This window comes from Micromonospora sp. NPDC049801 (assembly GCF_040656575.1).
GTDB lineage: Bacteria > Actinomycetota > Actinomycetes > Mycobacteriales > Micromonosporaceae > Micromonospora.
The window spans coordinates 236473-253526 of the sequence record NZ_JBFAMS010000009.1; the positions used below are offsets into that span (position 1 = coordinate 236473).

Annotated in this window: 16 protein-coding genes; 4 read left to right on the forward strand and 12 right to left on the reverse strand. The window is 72.5% G+C overall.

What is annotated here, in order from left to right; translation table 11 throughout:
• Positions 1 to 104: 104 nt before the first annotated feature.
• The 4 genes from AB0I89_RS18710 to AB0I89_RS18725 form a co-directional block, all read right to left on the reverse strand.
• Positions 105 to 974 (reverse strand): SRPBCC domain-containing protein, encoded by an 870-nt coding sequence (locus AB0I89_RS18710; RefSeq protein WP_357127918.1) that lies wholly within the window; start codon positions 972 to 974, stop codon positions 105 to 107.
• On the reverse strand, positions 967 to 1524 hold the full coding sequence (locus AB0I89_RS18715; RefSeq protein WP_355051970.1) for a helix-turn-helix domain-containing protein: 558 nt from the start codon (positions 1522 to 1524) through the stop codon (positions 967 to 969). Before AB0I89_RS18715 ends, AB0I89_RS18710 begins: the two co-directional genes overlap by 8 nt.
• A 134-nt stretch (positions 1525 to 1658) precedes the next feature.
• Positions 1659 to 3002 (reverse strand): class I SAM-dependent methyltransferase, encoded by a 1344-nt coding sequence (locus AB0I89_RS18720; RefSeq protein ID WP_357127921.1) that lies wholly within the window; start codon positions 3000 to 3002, stop codon positions 1659 to 1661.
• Entirely contained in the window at positions 2999 to 4396 is a 1398-nt protein-coding gene (locus AB0I89_RS18725) for an FAD-binding oxidoreductase (RefSeq protein ID WP_357127924.1), read from the reverse strand. Before AB0I89_RS18725 ends, AB0I89_RS18720 begins: the two co-directional genes overlap by 4 nt.
• A gap of 93 nt (positions 4397 to 4489) precedes the next feature.
• Here AB0I89_RS18725 and AB0I89_RS18730 point away from each other — a divergent pair, with 93 nt between their 5' ends.
• Positions 4490 to 4960: a YbaK/EbsC family protein gene (locus AB0I89_RS18730; protein WP_357127927.1), complete on the forward strand. Its 471-nt coding sequence runs from the start codon at positions 4490 to 4492 to the stop codon at positions 4958 to 4960.
• A 62-nt stretch (positions 4961 to 5022) separates the two neighbouring features.
• Positions 5023 to 5733 carry an RICIN domain-containing protein gene (locus AB0I89_RS18735; protein WP_357127929.1) on the forward strand — a complete coding sequence of 237 codons (711 nt, stop codon included), beginning with the start codon at positions 5023 to 5025 and terminating at the stop codon, positions 5731 to 5733.
• Here AB0I89_RS18735 and AB0I89_RS18740 read toward each other — a convergent pair.
• Positions 5730 to 7085 carry an MFS transporter gene (locus AB0I89_RS18740; protein WP_357127932.1) on the reverse strand — a complete coding sequence of 452 codons (1356 nt, stop codon included), beginning with the start codon at positions 7083 to 7085 and terminating at the stop codon, positions 5730 to 5732. The genes AB0I89_RS18735 and AB0I89_RS18740 overlap by 4 nt on opposite strands.
• Before the next feature lie 19 nt (positions 7086 to 7104).
• Here AB0I89_RS18740 and AB0I89_RS18745 point away from each other — a divergent pair, with 19 nt between their 5' ends.
• Positions 7105 to 8094 carry a DJ-1/PfpI family protein gene (locus AB0I89_RS18745; protein ID WP_357127936.1) on the forward strand — a complete coding sequence of 330 codons (990 nt, stop codon included), beginning with the start codon at positions 7105 to 7107 and terminating at the stop codon, positions 8092 to 8094.
• 97 nt (positions 8095 to 8191) lie between these two features.
• Here AB0I89_RS18745 and AB0I89_RS18750 read toward each other — a convergent pair whose 3' ends face one another.
• The 7 genes from AB0I89_RS18750 to AB0I89_RS18780 all read right to left on the reverse strand — a co-directional run bounded on the left by AB0I89_RS18750 (position 8192) and on the right by AB0I89_RS18780 (position 15937).
• The gene (locus tag AB0I89_RS18750) at positions 8192 to 8656 is read right to left on the reverse strand and encodes a hypothetical protein (protein ID WP_357128041.1); all 465 of its coding nucleotides are present in this window, start codon (positions 8654 to 8656) and stop codon (positions 8192 to 8194) included.
• A 117-nt stretch (positions 8657 to 8773) separates the two neighbouring features.
• Positions 8774 to 10726 carry a VWA domain-containing protein gene (locus tag AB0I89_RS18755; RefSeq protein ID WP_357127939.1) on the reverse strand — a complete coding sequence of 651 codons (1953 nt, stop codon included), beginning with the start codon at positions 10724 to 10726 and terminating at the stop codon, positions 8774 to 8776.
• Between the two features lie 2 nt (positions 10727 to 10728).
• Complete coding sequence (locus AB0I89_RS18760) at positions 10729 to 12225, reverse strand: sigma 54-interacting transcriptional regulator (RefSeq protein WP_357127942.1); 1497 nt, start codon at positions 12223 to 12225, stop codon at positions 10729 to 10731.
• A 66-nt stretch (positions 12226 to 12291) separates the two neighbouring features.
• Entirely contained in the window at positions 12292 to 13368 is a 1077-nt protein-coding gene (locus AB0I89_RS18765) for a hypothetical protein (protein WP_357127945.1), read from the reverse strand.
• A gap of 124 nt (positions 13369 to 13492) precedes the next feature.
• Positions 13493 to 14143 (reverse strand): response regulator transcription factor, encoded by a 651-nt coding sequence (locus AB0I89_RS18770; protein WP_357127948.1) that lies wholly within the window; start codon positions 14141 to 14143, stop codon positions 13493 to 13495.
• Positions 14140 to 15384, reverse strand: coding sequence for a histidine kinase (locus tag AB0I89_RS18775; RefSeq protein WP_357127951.1), 1245 nt, complete (start codon positions 15382 to 15384; stop codon positions 14140 to 14142). Before AB0I89_RS18775 ends, AB0I89_RS18770 begins: the two co-directional genes overlap by 4 nt.
• Before the next feature lie 55 nt (positions 15385 to 15439).
• The gene (locus AB0I89_RS18780; RefSeq protein WP_357127954.1) at positions 15440 to 15937 is read right to left on the reverse strand and encodes a hemerythrin domain-containing protein; all 498 of its coding nucleotides are present in this window, start codon (positions 15935 to 15937) and stop codon (positions 15440 to 15442) included.
• A 103-nt stretch (positions 15938 to 16040) separates the two neighbouring features.
• Here AB0I89_RS18780 and mgrA point away from each other — a divergent pair, with 103 nt between their 5' ends.
• Complete coding sequence (gene mgrA, locus AB0I89_RS18785) at positions 16041 to 17036, forward strand: L-glyceraldehyde 3-phosphate reductase (RefSeq protein ID WP_357127957.1); 996 nt, start codon at positions 16041 to 16043, stop codon at positions 17034 to 17036.
• The last annotated feature ends 18 nt before the right edge of the window (positions 17037 to 17054 follow it).

The window sequence follows — 17054 nt, forward strand, 5'->3', positions numbered from 1 at the left end:
ACCCTCTCCCCACGCACAAGATCGTGCTCGATCCAGGATGTAGTGCCTTCGAGGTGCGAACGAGGCCACTAAATCCTTGATCGAGCACGATCACGGCGGGACGGTCAGAGGGTGGGCTGGGGCTCCAGGCCGGGGACCTCCTCGGCGAGCCAGATCGGCTGCCAGGCCGCCATCTCGTGGAAGCGGCGCAGCTCGAACAGGCCGGCCACCGAGCCGGACCAGGCAGCGTACGGCGGGTTGGTCTCGTCGAAGCCGCTCTGTACGAAGGTCAGCGTGGTGCGGCCACCGGATTCGGCCAGCTCCCAGCTGGTGACGCCGGTCGGTCCCCAGTCGACGGACATCCGCCGGCCGGGCTCCAGGTCGACGATCTTGGCGGCGTAGCCGTGCTCGAAGCCACCCATGGCGTACCGGCCGCCGACCCAGGGCTCGATCCCGATCGGGTAGCCGAACCAGGCGCTGGCCTGCTCGGAGTCGGTCAGGGACTCCCAGACCTTGTCGGCGGGGACGGCGATGACCAGCTCGCCGCGCAGCTCCGCGGAGGTGAAGTCGGTGCGCGGCAGCAGCGGCTTGCCCTCCAGGTGGGAGGCCAGGTTCGCGATGGACAGCGCCCAGTACGTCTGGAGCACGCCCCGAATGCTGGAGCCGTCCATCGCCTCGGCGAAGTCGAAGTGGCTCTGGGTCAGCGTGAGCACCGTGGCGTCCGGGCCATCGGCGGCGAGCTGGAACTCGGTGGTGGTCTCGACCCCGTCGAGCAGCCAACCGAAGCGCAGCGAGTCGTCGTCGGCGTGCAGGAGCCGCTGGTGCGGGGCGTCACCCTCGGGCGTGTAGCGGCCCCAGAACTCGTACCGCTCGGGCAGCTCGACCTCGGCGTGCTCGGCCAGCCAGAGGCGCAGCTCGGCCGGGTCGGTCAGGGCCTGGCGGACGCGCGCCACGGGGGCGGTCAGGCGGGCCTGCACCTTCAACGGTTCACTCATTGTCGTTCCCTTTCGGATAGCAGGCGACGGCCAGCTTGAAGGCATCTCCCTCGCTGCCGCCGTAGCGGGTGAACAGGTCCTGAAGTGCGGTTTGCAGGTCGTGCAGGAACTCCTGGCGCTGCTCGGCGGGCACCCGGATCTCGCCGGAGACCCCGATCGAGGGCAGCTCGGGCGCCGCCCGGTCCAGGGCGGCGATGTCGGCCTGGACCTCCTCCATCAGGTCGAGCAGGTAGCCCAGGCTCAGCTCGTCGCGGGCCCGGCGCAGCCCGATGCGGCCGACCAGCCGCGGCGAGAGCCAGTAGGACCGGGCGGCGGCCTGGTAGATGCCCTCGGTGATCCCGCGAACCTTGCGCTCGTTGACCAGCTCGACCAGGCCGGCCGCGACGAGCTGCTTGACGTGGTAGTAGACGCGCTGCGGCGTCTGGTCGAGTCGGGCCGCGACCTCGGTGCAGGTGCGCGGCTCGGCCAGTTGCCGCAGCACCTCCACGCGCTGCGGCTTGAGCAGGACCTCGGCCTGCTCGATCTGCTCCAGGTACAGGACGTCTCTCATGGCAAAATCAGTTTGTACGTACAAAACTTGTTTGTCAATCGCTTCGCGAGAAGCCGCGCCGACTTTCTCGACGCGGCTTCCGGCGACGCTCAGCTTCAGGCGACGCTCACCCTCAGGCGACGCTCAGCGGATGATCAGGGCAACCAGTCCGGTCGCAGCGGATAGCCGTTCACGCCGTCCGGGCCGTTGTGGGTGGCCAGCACCTGGTGCAGTTGGATGCCGTTGCGCTCGAACGCCATCCGCGAACCGGCCATGTAGAGACCCCACACCCGGGCCGTCCCGGTGCCGACCTCCGAGACGCAGAAGTCCCAGTGCTCCACCAGGTTGCGGCACCAGGCGGCGAGGGTCAGCGCGTAGTGCTGGCGCAGGTTCTCCTCGTGGTGCACCTCCAACCCGGCGTCGTGCACCTCGCTGATCAGCCGACCCGGGCCGGCCAGCTCGCCGTCCGGGAAGACGTACCTGTCGATGAACGCGCCCGAGCGGTGCGGCGCCCGGTTGTCGGCGCGCGTGATCGTGTGGTTGAGCAGCCGTCCACCCGTGCGCAGGCGCGACCGCAGCGCCCCGAAGTACGACGGGTAGTTGCGCACGCCGATGTGCTCGGTCAGCCCGATCGAGGAGATGGCGTCGAACTGCTCCGCGGGCGCGTCCCGGTAGTCGAGGTGTCGCACCTCGGCCAACTCGCTCAGCCCTTCCCGCTCGATCGCGGCCTGCGCCCACTGCGCCTGCGCCTTCGACAGGGTCACCCCGAGCGCCTTGACCCCGTACTCGCGCGCGGCGTGCCGGACCATGCCGCCCCAACCGCAGCCCACGTCCAGCAGCCGCATGCCCTTCTTGAGTGCCAGCTTGCCGGCGACCAGGTCGTACTTCGCCACCTGGGCCTGCTCCAGGGTGTCGGTCGGGGACCGGAAGACCGCACAGGTGTACGTCATGGACGGGCCGAGCACCTTCTCGTAGAAGGCGTTCGAGACGTCGTAGTGGTGCGAGATCGCCGTGCTGTCGCGGACCCGGGAGTGCCGCAGCCCGTTCATCACCCGCTTCCAGCGCGGCTGGGCCTCCTGCGGAGGCGCCGGCGGCGGCATCAGCCGCTCCCAACCCAACCCCCGCACCAGCGCGACGCCGTCGGCCACCGACGGCGGGCGCAGCCGCAACTCGTCCTTGAGCACCCGCAACGCCTCGTACGGGTCACCCGGGTGCACCCCCTGCAACGCCAGGTCGCCGCTCACGTACGCCCGGGCCATGCCCAGGTCGCCGGGGGCGGTGAGCAGGTACGACAGACCCCGCTCGGTACGGATCGCCAGGGTGATGCCGGCATCGGTCGGGCCGACGGCGCTGCCGTCGTACCCGGTGATGCGGATCGGCAACGGCCCGGCGGTGACCGCGCGGACGACGTCCGCGACGGTCGGGCCGGTGCGCCGGCCCCCCGCCGGCGGGGTGGCGGGGACGCTCGCCGCCCCCTGATCTCGGTCGGTCAGGCTCATGCTCGTGCTACCGCCTTTTCGTACAGTCCCGTCAGCCGGTGGTCCGGGTCGTAGCGGTCTTTCACCGCGCGCCAGGTCTCGCCGCCGTAGAGGCGATCGAAGGCGTCCCGGTCGTAGTACGCGTCGGAGTAGAGCGACTTGTGCCCACCCAGCTCCGACACCCTGCGTTCGATCGTGCGGTTGACGTCGCCGTCGGCGGCGCCGGACGCGATCGGCACGCTCCCCCAGAAACCAATGTTGACGTAGTCCTGCCCCGGGTGGAGCGGATACAGCGGCCACGACCGCGCGGAACCGGGCCCCTCCGGCTCGCGCAACCGCAGCGGGCAGAGCCACACCGGGGTCATCCCCACGTCGGCCGCGAACCAGCGCAGGAAGTCGGCCATGCGGTCGAGCGGGATCTCCACGTCCTGCACGACCCGCTCCCGGGCCGGCTGGCCCCGCAGCCGGTCGATCCGGGCCGCCACCTGGTGCCGGTGTTCGAGGCGGACCAGTCGGTGGTAGACGTCGCTGCGTCGGTAGCGCGCCGGCCAGAGCCGGCGCACGACCGGGTGCTGCGCGCCGAACGCCGCCGAGCACCAGAACCAGTCGGTGTCCCAGCGCCACAGATAGTCGTACGCGGTCAGCACGTCGCGGGTGCGCTGACGCAGCGACCGGTAGTAGATCGCCTGGCCGGTGTAGTCGCTGGGCGGATCGGCGGTGTCGGTGAAGGTCCCCAGCACCAGGTACGCCTCACCGGGGCTGAACATCACGCCGTCCAGCACGTCGACCGGCTGGCCGGCCCACGACCGGGTGGCGCTCACCTCGGCGATCGCGTCGGTGAGCGCCTCCAGTTGGGTGAACCGGATGTTGCGCAACGCCACGTACCGGCCGACCGGCTGCAACTCGATGCGCAGCCTCGTCGCGTAGCCGAGGCTGCCCAGCGAGTTGGGGAACGCGCGGAACAGGTCGGCGTGCTCGGAGTCCGGGCGGGCGGTGACGATCGCGCCGGAGCCGGTGAGGATGTCCATCTCGCGTACCGACTCGTGGGGCAGTCCGTTGCGGAAGGACGTCGACTCGATCCCGAGGCCGGTCACCGCGCCGCCCAGGGTGATGGTGCGCAGTTGCGGCACCACCAGCGGCATCAGCCCGTGCGGCAGCGTCGCGTCGACCAGGTCCTCGTACGTGCACATGCCCTGCACATCGGCCGTACGCCCGGCCGGATCGACCGAGAGCACCCCGTTCAGGCCACTCACGTCGAGGCCCGGGGTGCGGGGAGCGGATCGGGGGCGGAACAGGTTGGAGGTGCGTTTGGCCAGCCGGACAGGCTCGCCCGTGGGCACCGCGGCGTACGACCGCCGCAACGTGTCCACCGCTTGATCATGGTCAATTGGGTGATCCACACGCTCAGCGCGCATGTGATCACCTTACGCCTGCACCCGGGAAATCGTGGGATGTCCTCGCCTGCCGTTTCCCGTCCGACAGCAGGCCCGGCGGTTACCGTGGCGGACATGCCGTCGCCCGCGATCGCCGCCCTGGACTCCGCCGGACTGCCGTACCGGTTGGTCAGTCACGGCGCGGTCGGCAGCCTCGCGGAGGCCGCCGCCGCCCGTGGTGTGGCCATCCCGGACGTGGTCAAGACGATCGTCGTCCGCCGTGGCGCGGACGACCACCTGTTCGTGCTCACCCCTGGTGACCGGGTCATCTCCTGGCCCAAGCTGCGCGCCCTGCTCGGGGTGCAGCGGATCTCCATGCCGGACGCGGCGGGCGCGCTGACCGCCACCGGGTACGAGCGCGGCACCATCACCCCGTTCGGCGCGAGCACGGCCTGGCCGGTGATCGCCGACGAGCGGCTACGGGGCCGGCAGATCACCCTGGGCGCGGGCGAGCGGGGTCTCGCCGTGGCGGTCGACGCCGACGCCGCGATCGCCGCCCTCGACGCCACTGTGGCCGACGTCACCGACCCGCAGCCCACCCGCTGAAACTCCGCCGCTGCCGTCGTCCGGCTGGCTCCGGCCCGCCGCCGTGGGTGAGGATGGCGGCTATGCCCGCCCCCGAGGAACGCCCCGACCCCGTCGGCACCGTCTACGGCGGCCGACGCCGAGCCAACTCGGGCCCGCTGGCCGACCCGCTGCTGCGGGTGGCGTTGGCGGTCGGGCTGGTGGGCGTACTCCTCGGTGTGGTCTTCGCCACCGGCCTGCTCGACGGGGACGACGAGCCGGTGGTGCCGGCGGCCGTCGGCACGCCGTCCAGCGCCGCCGAGCCGACCACCCCGGCGGCCGAGCCGACCCCGACGCCCTCGGTCGAGCCGTCGCCGACCCCGTCGGCCACCCCGGCCGTTCCCACCAGCGGCGCCCACGTGCTGCGGTCGCCCACCGGGCTCTGCCTCGGGCTCGACGGCGACGACGAGAAGGCCGAGGCCGAACTGGCCGCCTGCACCGGCGGCCCGGAGCAGCAGTGGATGGTCAACCCGGTAGCGACGGGAGCGGTGACGATGACCAACGCCGCCCACGGGCAGTGCCTCGATGTCGAGGGCGGCAGCGGTGACGACGGCGCGCGGTTGCAACAGTTCCCGTGCCACGGTCAGGCCAACCAGCAGTGGCGGCTGACCCCCACCGGCGCGGGCCCCGTGCTGCTGGTCGCGGTGCACAGCGGTAAGTGCGCGCAGGCCGACGACGACGGCGTCGAGGCCGGCAACGACATCCGGCAGCGGCCCTGCGACGGCCGGCCCGCCCAACAGTGGACGGTCGGCTAACCGCGGTAGCTCCAGGCGCGGGGTGCGGTCGCGGCGACGAGGACGGCCTCCGGCACCGGTCGACCCGGCCGTCGGCGCAGCAGCAGCGACAGCCCTGCCGCGCCGATCGACAGCGCACCGGCCACGTACCAGGCCACCGCGTAGTCGCCGAGTCGGTCGCGGACCAGCCCCGCGCCGGTGGCCGCGAGCGCCGCCCCGAACTGGTGGGCGGCGAACACCCAGCCGAACACGACCGCGCCCGCGCCACCGAAGTACTCCCGGCACAGCGCAACGGTCGGCGGCACGGTGGCCACCCAGTCCAGGCCGTAGAAGACGATGAACACCAGCATGCTCGGCTCGGCGGTACCCGCGAACAGGCTGGGCAGCACCAGCAGCGACAGCCCGCGCAGCGCGTAGTAGGCACCGAGCAGCAGCCGGCTGTCCACCCGGTCGGTCAGCCAGCCGGAGGCGATCGTGCCGACGATGTCGAAGAGCCCCACCAGCGCGAGCAGTCCCGCCGCCGTGGTCTCGGCCATGCCGTGGTCGTGCGCGGCCGGCACGAAGTGCGTACCGACGAGGCCGTTCGTGGTCGCTCCGCAGATCGCGAACCCGCCGGCCAGCAGCCAGAACGGCCGCGTCCGGGCCGCGGCGGCCAACGCGCCGAGCGCCCGCGTCGCCGCGCCGCCGGCCGGCGGCGGCGCCGCGACGACCTCGGTCGCGCCGTAGGCGGGCAGGTCGAGATCCGCCGGGTGTTCGCGCAGCAGCCACACCACCAGGGGTACGACAGCCAGGGCGGCACCGGCCACGACGAGTGCCGCCGTGCGCCAGCCGTGGTCGCGTACCAGCACGGCGATCAGCGGCAGGAAGATCAGTTGCCCGGCGGCCCCGCCCGCGGTCAGCACGCCGGTGACCAGGCCCCGACGACGGACGAACCAGCGCCCGGTGACGGTCGCCACGAAGGCGAGCGCCATCGAGCCGGTGCCCAGGCCGACGAGGACGCCCCAGCACAGCAGTAACTGCCAGCTCGCGGTCATGAACACCGTCAGACCGCTGCCGGCGGCGACCAGCAGCAGCGCCACCGAGACGACCCGGCGGATGCCGAACCGGTCCATCAGCGCGGCGGCGAACGGCGCGGTGAGCCCGTAGAGGAGCAGGTTGACCGAGACGGCCGCGGAGATGGTGGCCAGCGGCCAGCCGAACTCCGCGTGCAGCGGGTGCAGCAGCACCGACGGCGTGGCGCGGAACCCGGCCGCGCCGACGAGCGCCACGAAGGCGACACCGGCCACGAGCCAGGCGGGGTGCAGGCGACGATTCTTGCTCACGCGACCAGTCTGGGCCGCGCCTCCGGCTAGGACGAGTGGCCGGAAAGCCATCGTACGCAATAATCGGGCCATGAGTAGTGGCCCGCACCGGATCGCCGTCCTCGCCCTCGACCAGGTCGTCGGCCTCGACCTCGGCACCCCGTCCCAGGTCTTCAGCACCGCCCGGGGCGCCGACGACGCGTACCGCTACGACGTCCGGGTGTGCACCCCGGGCGGCCGGCCGGTCCGCAGCACCGCCGGCTTCCAGGTGCTCCCGGACCACGGGTTGGAGCTGCTCGACACCGCCGACACGGTGATCGTCCCGGGCATCCACGACGGCGCGGCGCTCACCTCGGGCACCGTCGAGCCGGAGGTGGCCGAGGCGCTGCGGTCGGCGTACCAACGGGGCGCCCGGATCATGTCGATCTGCACCGGCGCGTTCGTGCTGGCCGCGGCCGGCCTGCTGGACGGACGCCGGGCGACGACCCACTGGGCGTACGCCGAGCGGTTCCGCCGCCTGCACCCCCGGGTGGACCTCGACCCGGACGTGCTCTTCATCGTCGACGACCGGGTGCTCACCTCGGCCGGAGTGGCCGCCGGCATCGATCTCTGCCTGCACGTCATCCGCCTCGACCACGGCAGCGACATCGCCAACCGGGCGGCCCGACGCTGTGTCATGCCGCCGTGGCGCGACGGCGGGCAGGCGCAGTACATCGAACAGCCGGTCCCCCGGGCCACCGATGCGAGCACCGCCGCCACCCGCGAGTGGGCCCGACAGCGCCTGCACGAGCCGATCGCCCTGCGCGACCTCGCCGAGCAGGCCCGGATGAGCGTCCGCACCTTCACCCGACGTTTCCGGCTGGAGACGGGACTGAGCCCCGCGCAGTGGCTACTGCGGCAACGGACCGACCACGCCCGACTCCTCCTGGAGACGACCGACCTCACCGTCGACCAGATCGCCCGCCGCTGCGGCTTCGGCACGACGGCAGCCCTACGTCAACAACTGCACCAACGCATCGGCGTGGCCCCGTCCACCTACCGCCGCACCTTCCACCCCCGCGAGGAGCTGGCCCGCGCCTGACCCCCCGCGATCTTGCACTTGCTGTCGTCGAGATGCCCGTTACACATGCCTTTGTCGCCGCAGAAAGTGCAAGATCGACGAGGGTCGTGGGGGGCGGTCAGGTCCGGAGCAGGTGGAGCTGGGCCTGGTGTTTGGGGAGGTGCACCCTCGCGTGCAGGTCCAGCGTGCGGGACCAGGGCAGCGGCTCGTCGACGATCAGGTCGAAGCCCTCGCGCAGGTGGGTCTCCACCGGCGCCTCCGCCGCCAGGCCGAGTTGGTCGACCAGCCCGCACAGCCGTTCGCTGGTGCCGTGCAGCAACGCCGCCAGGCCGCGCAGACCGCCCTGCTCGGCGACCAACGCGTCGAGCTGCGGACGGTGGATGTCCTCCTCCAGCTCGTAGTAGGCGAACGGCGACCCCGCGAGCAACGCCTCGCTGGCCTGGATCATCAGTTCGTCGTTCGCCACCAGGTGCGCCACGATCTGCTCGGCGCTCAACTGCCCCCGAGGGGCAGCCCCAAAAGAAACCCCGTCGATCTCGGCAAACACCGAGTCATAAGCCCGCCGCAACCCGCCACTCGCCACCACCACACCCCCACCCCACCGCCCCACCCCGTCGATCATGGCGTTGTGGTGCCCGATTCACCCGGACGAGCGGCATTTGCCACCCACCACAACTCCATGATCGACGGGGTGGTCCGTTCAGCGGCGGGACTGGCGGGAGCGGAGGTAGTCCGACACCACGTACTCGCCCAGGTCGTCGGTGTCGGGGGTGAACATGCGGCCACGGCTGCGTCTCGCCACCGCGTCGATGAAGCGGCGCAGGCCCTCGTCATCGCCGAGCATGAACAGGTTGAGGGTCGCACCGTAGCGGCTGAGCCGGTCCACCTCGCGGACCGTCGCCTCGATCGTCTCCGGCAGCGGCGGCCAGTGGAACAGCGCCTCCCCGTCGTCCGGGTCGAGGTGGGCGGTCGGCTCCCCGTCGGTGACCACCAGCACCACCGGCTCGGCATCCGGATGGCGGCGCAGGTGCCGAGCGGCCAACCGCAGCGCGTGTTGCAGGTTCGTCCCCTGTTGCAGGTCCGGCTCCACGGCCGCCAACTCCTGCTGGGTGAGCGTCGTCGCCTCCCGACCGAAGCCCACGATCTGCAGGGCGTCCTGTGGAAAACGGGTCTCCATCAGGTGCGCCAACGCCAGCGCCGTCTGCTTCATCGGCCCCCAACGACCCTGCGAGATCATCGAGTACGACAGGTCCACGCAGAGCACCACCGCCGCCGAGGCACGCTTCTCGGTCTCCACCACCTCGAAGTCGTCCGCTTCGAGTTGCAGCGGAACCGTCGGCCCGGCCCGGCGCACCGCCCGGGTGAGCGTACGAACCACGTCCAGCGGTTGCTCGTCGCCGTACTCCCACGGGCGGGACGCCCCGCTGACCTCGCCGGCCGCACCCGCCGAACGCAGGTCGTGCTGACCGCGCGGACCGGCCGTCAGGTCGGCGAAGACCCGCCGCAGCGCCGTGCCGCCGAGCCGGCGCAGGGCCTTCGGGCTGAGCGTGAGCCCGTCCGCGTCCCGGCCCACCCAGCCCTGCCGGCGCAGCTCGCGTTCCAGCTCGCGCAGCCGGCGGACGTCGTCGGCCGCGTCCCGGCCCAGCGTCCGGGCCACCGCGTCGACGTCCACGTCGTCAAGCGTGGCCCCGGGGTGTTCCTGGTCGAGCTGATCCAGCAGGTCGTCCAGCTCGCCGATCTCGCCGAGCGCGCCGGCCGCGTCGGCGTAGTCCAACGGCTGGTCGCCCCGGACCCGCTCGCCGCGCCCCCAGCGCAGATCCGGCCGCAGCGCCCGCAGGTTCGCGTCGAGCGCCGACAGCTCACCGGCGAGCCGGTCGCCGAGGGACTGCTGCATCAGACCGGCCAGCTCGGCGCGCTGCCGCTCGGACAGCGAGTTCATCAGCCGCTCACCGGCCGCCGAACGGCGGGCCAGCACGTCGATCAGCTCGTCGACCGTCTCCGGCTGCTCCGGGAAGAAGTCGCCGTGCCGGCGCATGAACTCGGCGAACGCGTCGGTGGTGTCCTCCGCGCGGCCGTGCCGGGCCAGCAGGTCGTTCAGGTCCCGCATCATCTCGGCGAGCCGCTGCTGCGCGGCCGGATCGGCGGACGCGCGCACCGCGTCCCGCAGGCCCGCGAACCGCTGACCGAGCACGTCGTCCCGGAGCTGGTCGAGAATCTGCTGGTACGAACGACGGGCGTCCTCGCTGGCCCACTGGTAGCCGGCCAGCTCCTCGACCGCACGGGCCGTGGAGCGGGGCAGATTGTCCAGCACCGACTCGGCGAACCGCGCGTCGTCGTCGTCGCGGCTCCGCAGCTCGTCACGTTCGGCGGCGAGAGCCTGGTCGAGCAGGGCCTGTGCGCGGGTCACCGCGCCGTCGAGGTCGCCGCGACGAAGCGCCTCGCGGCGCAGCCGTCGCGCCCGAGCCGCCAGGTCGTCCAGCCCGCCCCGCCCCTGCGGGCCACGGCGCAGCAGATCACGCAGCGCCTGCCGCAGGCTGCCGCCGGCCAGCACCTCGGCGCCGACCGCGTCCACCGCCTCACGCACGTCGTACGGGGGTGCCAGCGGATCGGGGCCGCCGTTCCACTGGCCGTACCGGAACCGGTTGCCGGCCACAGTCAGCCCCGGCCGCCGTAGACGGTGCGCCCGGACTCGGTGACGTCCTTGCCGAGCCGGCGGGTCAGGTGCAGCCCCTCCAGCACGAACTCCACGGCCGCGGCGGCCTCCTCCGGGGTGGGCGCGTCGCCCAGGCCGAGCCGGTCGAGCACCTTGGCCAGACCGGGCACCGTGCCCACCTGGCGCAGCAGCTCGGCGGAGCCGACCAGCTCGCCGGTCTCGATCGCCGTCCCGTCCTCGACGAGAGCCGTGAAACCGGACAGGTCGAGGCCGGCCAGGTGGGCGCGGAACGTCTCGGCGGTCGCGGTCCGCAGCAGGTGGGCCAGGATCTCGACCTCCCGTCCCTCCTCGCCGCTCTCGAACTCCACCTTGCCGCGCAGCGTGCTGGTCACCGACACCGCGTCACCAACGCGAGCCACCGCCGCCTCCGATGCAAGGAAGGGCACCTTGTTATCGCTTGCGGTTGTAGAGGGGGCCCCTCCTAACACGTCGGCGGAGGCGGCGAGCAAGCCGGCACGACGCAGCGCGGCACCGGCCACCGTCTCGGCGGCGGCGATCGCGAACCGGGCGGAGACTCCGGAGCGCGGGTCCACCGACGGGGATTCCCGCACCGCGCGGGCGAAGCGGGCCAGCACCTCCAGCACGTGCTCGGGGACGTCCGCGACCAGATCCGCCTCCTGGCGGATCAACGCCAGCTCCAACTCCAGGTCGACCGGGTAGTGGGTGCGGATCTCCGCGCCGAACCGGTCCTTGAGCGGCGTGATGATGCGACCCCGGTTGGTGTAGTCCTCAGGGTTGGCGCTGGCCACCAGGAGCAGGTCCAGCGGTAGCCGGAGTTGGTAGCCGCGGACCTGGATGTCGCGCTCCTCCAACACGTTGAGCAGCGCCACCTGGATGCGCTCGGCCAGGTCGGGCAGCTCGTTGACGGCGAAGATGCCACGGTTGGTACGCGGCACCAGCCCGAAGTGGATGGTCTCCGGGTCGCCGAGGGTGCGGCCCTGGGCGATCCGGATCGGGTCGACGTCACCGATCAGGTCGCCGACGCTGGTGTCCGGGGTGGCGAGCTTCTCGCCGTAGCGCATCGAGCGGTGCAGCCAGCCGATCGGCAGGTCGTCGCCGGCCTCGGCGACCTGGGCGACCGAGGCGGGGGTGAGCGGGCGCATCGGGTGTTCGTTGAGGACCGAGCCCGTGATGACGGGGGTCCACTCGTCGAGCAGCGAGCCCAGGGCGCGGATCAGTCGGGTCTTGCCCTGGCCGCGCTCGCCGAGCAGCACCATGTCGTGCCCGGCGAGCAGAGCACGCTCGACCTCGGGCAGGACGGTGTCGTCGTAGCCGACGATGCCGGGGAAACGGGTCTCGCCGGAGCGCATCCGGGCGAGGAGGTTGTCGCGGAGTTCCTGCTTGACGGTGCGGTACTGGTGACCGGCCGCCCGTAGCGCGCCGAGCGTGCCGGGCAGGTCGGCCGGTGGAACCGGGATTACCGGGGTAGGCGCAGTCACCCGAGTAACGCTAGCTCACATTTTCGGGGGCGCCTCCGGCTTCGGGTGGCACCCCCACGGCCACCCTCAGCCCTGGCCGCAGCGCCGGCAGGCGCCCCGGCGGCGCAGGTGGTACGCGTACGTGGCCGCGCCGAGCGCCACGCCCCACAGCGGCCAGAGCAGCATCGGCGCCCCGGTCAGGCTGGTCCCGCCGGTGAGCTCCCAGAACTGGGGGTTGCTGAGCAGGCCGAGGCTCGCCGCGGTGACGGAGATGGCGACCAGGGTCGCCGGCACCACGGCCAGCTTCACCGGCACCCGACGACCGGCGAGCCCGACCATCCAGCGGGGGAACGTTTCACCCCAACGCTGCACCAGCCCGAGGGTGAGGATCGCGCCGGCGGTGGCGAAGGCGGCCAGCCCGAACCCGGCCCAGACCAGCCCGCTGTCCTGCATCTCGGTCAGGAACTCCCGGGAGATGCCCAGCGGGATGCCCGCCGTCCAGGCGAACCGGATCGCCGCGTACGTCAGCGGGATGATCGCCGCGATGCCGGCGGCCCACCGACCCCAGCGGGCGGCGGCGGCCGGGGTGGTCCAGCCACGGTCGGTGCCGTCCCGCCCGCAGGAGACGCAGCTTGCGGCGGTACGGCGTTGCCAGGCGAGCACCGCCCCGGCCAGCAGCAGCCCGCCGAGCAGCGCGGCGAAGCGGCCGAACAGGGCCCAGTTGAAGATGTCGGAGTAGTCGACCGGCGGCCAGCCGAACGGCGCGCCGACGATCAGGATCGGCAGGTAGCCGAGGATGACCAGCACGCGGACGTCCGGCACGACCACGGCGAGCAGGAACACGACCGCCCAGCCGTAGCCGGCGAGCAGTGCCCGCAGCGGGCCGGGTGGCCGGACCGCTGGCCGGCTCATGGCGAGGGCGGCCACGGCGGCGGTCAGCAGGACTCCGGCGAAGAGCGGGGTGGCCACGTCCACCGGCACCAGGCGCAGCAGGCTGACGTCACCGCCGTGGAGGTCGTTCGGGCCGAACGGGTAGCCGGCGCCGGTGAGCGTGCCGAGCAGGGCGAGTACGCCCCACAGGCCGAGCCAACCGGCGGCGAGCGGGGCGAGCCGGTCGGGCCAGCGGGATTCGGTACGGGCTCGAAGGTCATTGATCGTCGTCATGCTCTCAGCCTCGACCGATCGGCGACCGGTTCCCTCCCGGGCGGCGGTGAACCCGCTCCCCCGGCCGAGGGAACGGCCGGGAGCCCTCGGCCGAGGGAACGGCCGGGAGCCCTCGGCCGGGGGATCAGCCGGACGGGGTGACGAAGCCGGACTCGTACGCGGCGATGACCGCCTGGGTACGGTCGCGGACGCCCAGCTTGGCCAGCACGTTGCCGACGTGCGTCTTGACCGTCTCCACCCCGACGACCAGGTGCGCGGCGATCTCCGGGTTGGACCGGCCGGTCGCCATCAGCCGCAGCACCTCGGCCTCCCGCTCGGTGAGGCGGGCGGCTTGCAGGCGGTCCCCGCCCACCGGCCCGTACGCCCCGACGAGCTGGCGGATCGCCGCCGGGAACAGCAGCGACTCCCCGGCCGCCACGACGCGGACCGCCTCGATGACCTCCGCCGGGCGGGCCCGCTTCAGCAGGAAGCCGGACGCGCCGGCGCGCAGCGCCTCGTAGACGTACTCGTCGTTGGCGAACGTGGTGATGACCAGCACCCGGGGCGGGTCGGCGGAGGTGGCCAGCAGGTGGCGGGTGGCCTGGATGCCGTCGATGCCGGGCATCCGCACGTCCATCAGCACCACGTCCGGGCGGTGCCGGGCGACCAGGGGCGGCACCTCGGCCCCGTCGGCGGCCTCGGCGAGCACTCGCAGGTCCGGTTGCACGTCGATGATGGCTCGCAGGCCGACCCGGATCAGCTCGTCGTCGTCGACGATCAGCACGCCGGTGGTCATCGGGCGTCCTCGTACGGCAGGCGGGCTCGGACGAGCCACCGGTCGCCGTCCGGGCCGACGGTGAGCCGGCCGCCGAGCAGCAGCACCCGTTCCCGGATGCCGTCCAGGCCCCGCCCGCCCCGACCCGGATCGGAGCGGCGCTGTCGGCCGAGGGCATTTTCCATCTCCAACTCCAGGGCATCGCGGTGCAGGTCGAGCCGCAGCGTCACCGGCCCGTGGCCGTGGCGGGCGGCGTTGGTCAGTCCCTCCTGGACGATGCGGTAACCCTCCCGGGAGACGACCGCGGGCACCGCCGCGGGATCGCCGGCGCGGCTGTCGTAGACCGTCAGCCCGGCCGCGCGGGCGTCGGTGACCAGCCGGTCCAGGTCGGCGAGCGTACGCTGTGGCGCCACCGAGGGCCGGCCGCCGCCGGTCTCGCGGAGCAGCCCCAGCACGTGGTCCAGCTCGTCCATCGCGGTCCGGCCGGCGTCCTCGATGGCGGTCAGCGCGCGCCGGACGAACTCCGGGTCGGTGTCCAGCACCTCACGGGCGGCGCCGGCCTGGAGGGTCGCCACGGTCAACGCGTGACCGACGGAGTCGTGCAGTTCGCGGGCCAGCCGGTTGCGTTCGGCGAGCCGGGTGGCCCGCGCCTCCAGGGCGGCGATCCGCTCGGCCTGGGCGGGTCCGAGCAGCACCGGGGCCATCGAGACGGCGAGCGCGCCGAGCCCGGCCACGGCGTAGCCGAGGCCCACCAGCAGGGCGACCCCAGCGAGGGTGAGCCAGCCGCTGTCCCGCCCGTCCAGCGGCCCGAACCGTTCCCGGCTGGTCAGCTCGTCGCCCACCCCGAACTGCTGCGCGATGAACGCGAGCGCCATCGGCAGGGCGCTGAACAGCGCGGTCATCACCAGCGCGCCGACGATGAGGTGCGTGGCGATCCAGAGTGCGCTGCGCAGGCGGCTCTCCCGGTCGCCCCGGTGTCCCGGGGCCGGGTCGGGCAGGTCGACGCCGAGCAGCGCCCGTACGGCGGCGATCTCCAGCGCCCGGCTGCCGTCCAGCAGCAGCGGCACCACGGCGATCAGCGCCGCGACCACCAGCAGGACGTACACCAGCGGGCGGGGGATCTCCGAGTCGGTGAGCATCTGCGCGAAGGTCACCGCGAGGACCCCGTACGGCAGGGCCAGCACGCCGCCGAGCAGCAGGTACACGCCGCGTCGCCAGGTGCTGCCGGCGACCAGCGGGGCCAGCGCCGCGCGGAGGGTCATCCGGTCATTCTGCTGGCGTGGACCGGGTGCGCGACTCCCCCGCAGCGGGGAGATCTCAGCGGTGGTCGGCCACGTACCCCTGCGGGTCCTTGTCGCGGAACGGCAGGTCACGGCCGTTCTTGTGCTCGCCGTAGAAGGTCAGCCAGCGCTGGCCCAGCTCGGCGCGCAGCTCGAAGCCGGCGTGCCGGCGGAAGTCGGGCAGCGCCTCGTCCTCCTCCTCGGCCAGGTGTTCACTGTTCTCCCGCCGGGCCGTGCCGACCGCCTCCCACCAGGGCTTCGAACCGACCGGGTGCAGTTTGGACTCGGCGATGGCGTCCCGGATCTTGTTGTGGTCGCCGATCGCGTCGGCGGTCTCGTCCTCGCCGTCGTCGCCGTGCTTGACCAGGTGCGGGTAGAGGATCGCCTCCTCCGCCTCGGCGTGGATGTCCAGGTGCAGGGCGAGGGCGTCCCAGATGGCCAGCAGTTCCTGCTCGTCGCGGGCGTCGTCGAGGCGGGCGAAGCCGCGCCGGAAGGCGGCGTGGTCGTCCAGGATCAGTGCGGTGATGTCGTCCACGTCGCTCACTTTCCGCGGTGCAGGGCCGGTCGTCGGGTCGAAACTACCCCGATGTCCGGCTTTCCACGCCCGATCTCGGGCAGGCCGGACCGGGGCTAGGCTCATGATCGTGACCTACCTCGCCGCGGAAGACCGCTACGACACCATGACCTACCGGCGCAGCGGACGCAGTGGCCTGCGGCTGCCCGCCGTCTCTCTCGGCCTGTGGCACAACTTCGGCCCGGACCGCCCGTACGAGCGCCAGCGGGACATCGTCCGGCGCGCGTTCGACCTCGGCGTCACCCACTTCGACCTGGCGAACAACTACGGCCCGCCGCCCGGCTCGGCGGAGGAGAACTTCGGCCGGATGCTCGCCACCGACCTGAAGGCGTACCGGGACGAGCTGGTCATCTCCAGCAAGGCCGGATATCTGATGTGGCCCGGCCCGTACGGCGAGTGGGGCTCGCGTAAGAACCTGATCTCGTCGTTGGACCAGTCGCTGGGCCGGATGGGCCTCGACTACGTCGACATCTTCTACTCGCACCGGTTCGACCCGGACACCCCGCTGGAGGAGACGATGGGCGCGCTGGACGCCATCGTCCGCTCCGGCAAGGCCCTCTACGTGGGCATCTCCAACTACAACTCGGAGCAGACCACGAGGGCCGCGGCGATCCTGCGCGACCTGGGCACGCCGCTGCTGATCAACCAGCCGTCGTACTCGATGCTCAACCGCTGGACCGAGGACGACGGCCTGCTCGACACGCTGGAGCAGGTCGGCGCCGGCTGCATCGCGTACAGCCCGCTCGCGCAGGGCCTGCTGACGGACCGCTACCTCAAGGGCATCCCGGCCGACTCGCGGGTGCGGACCAGCGTCTTTCTCAACGAGAGCGACCTCGGCGACGAGAAGATGGCCACCATCCGGGGGCTCGGCGCGGTCGCCGAGCGGCGCGGTCAGTCCCTGGCCCAGCTCGCGCTGGCCTGGGCGCTGCGCGACGCGCGGATGACCAGCCTCATCATCGGGGCGAGCAGCGTCGAGCAGTTGGAGACCAACGTCGCCGCCGTGCACAACCTCGACCTGGGCACCGAGGACCTGGCCGAGATCGACCGCCTGTTGGGCTGACCGCCGGATCGCGGGCGG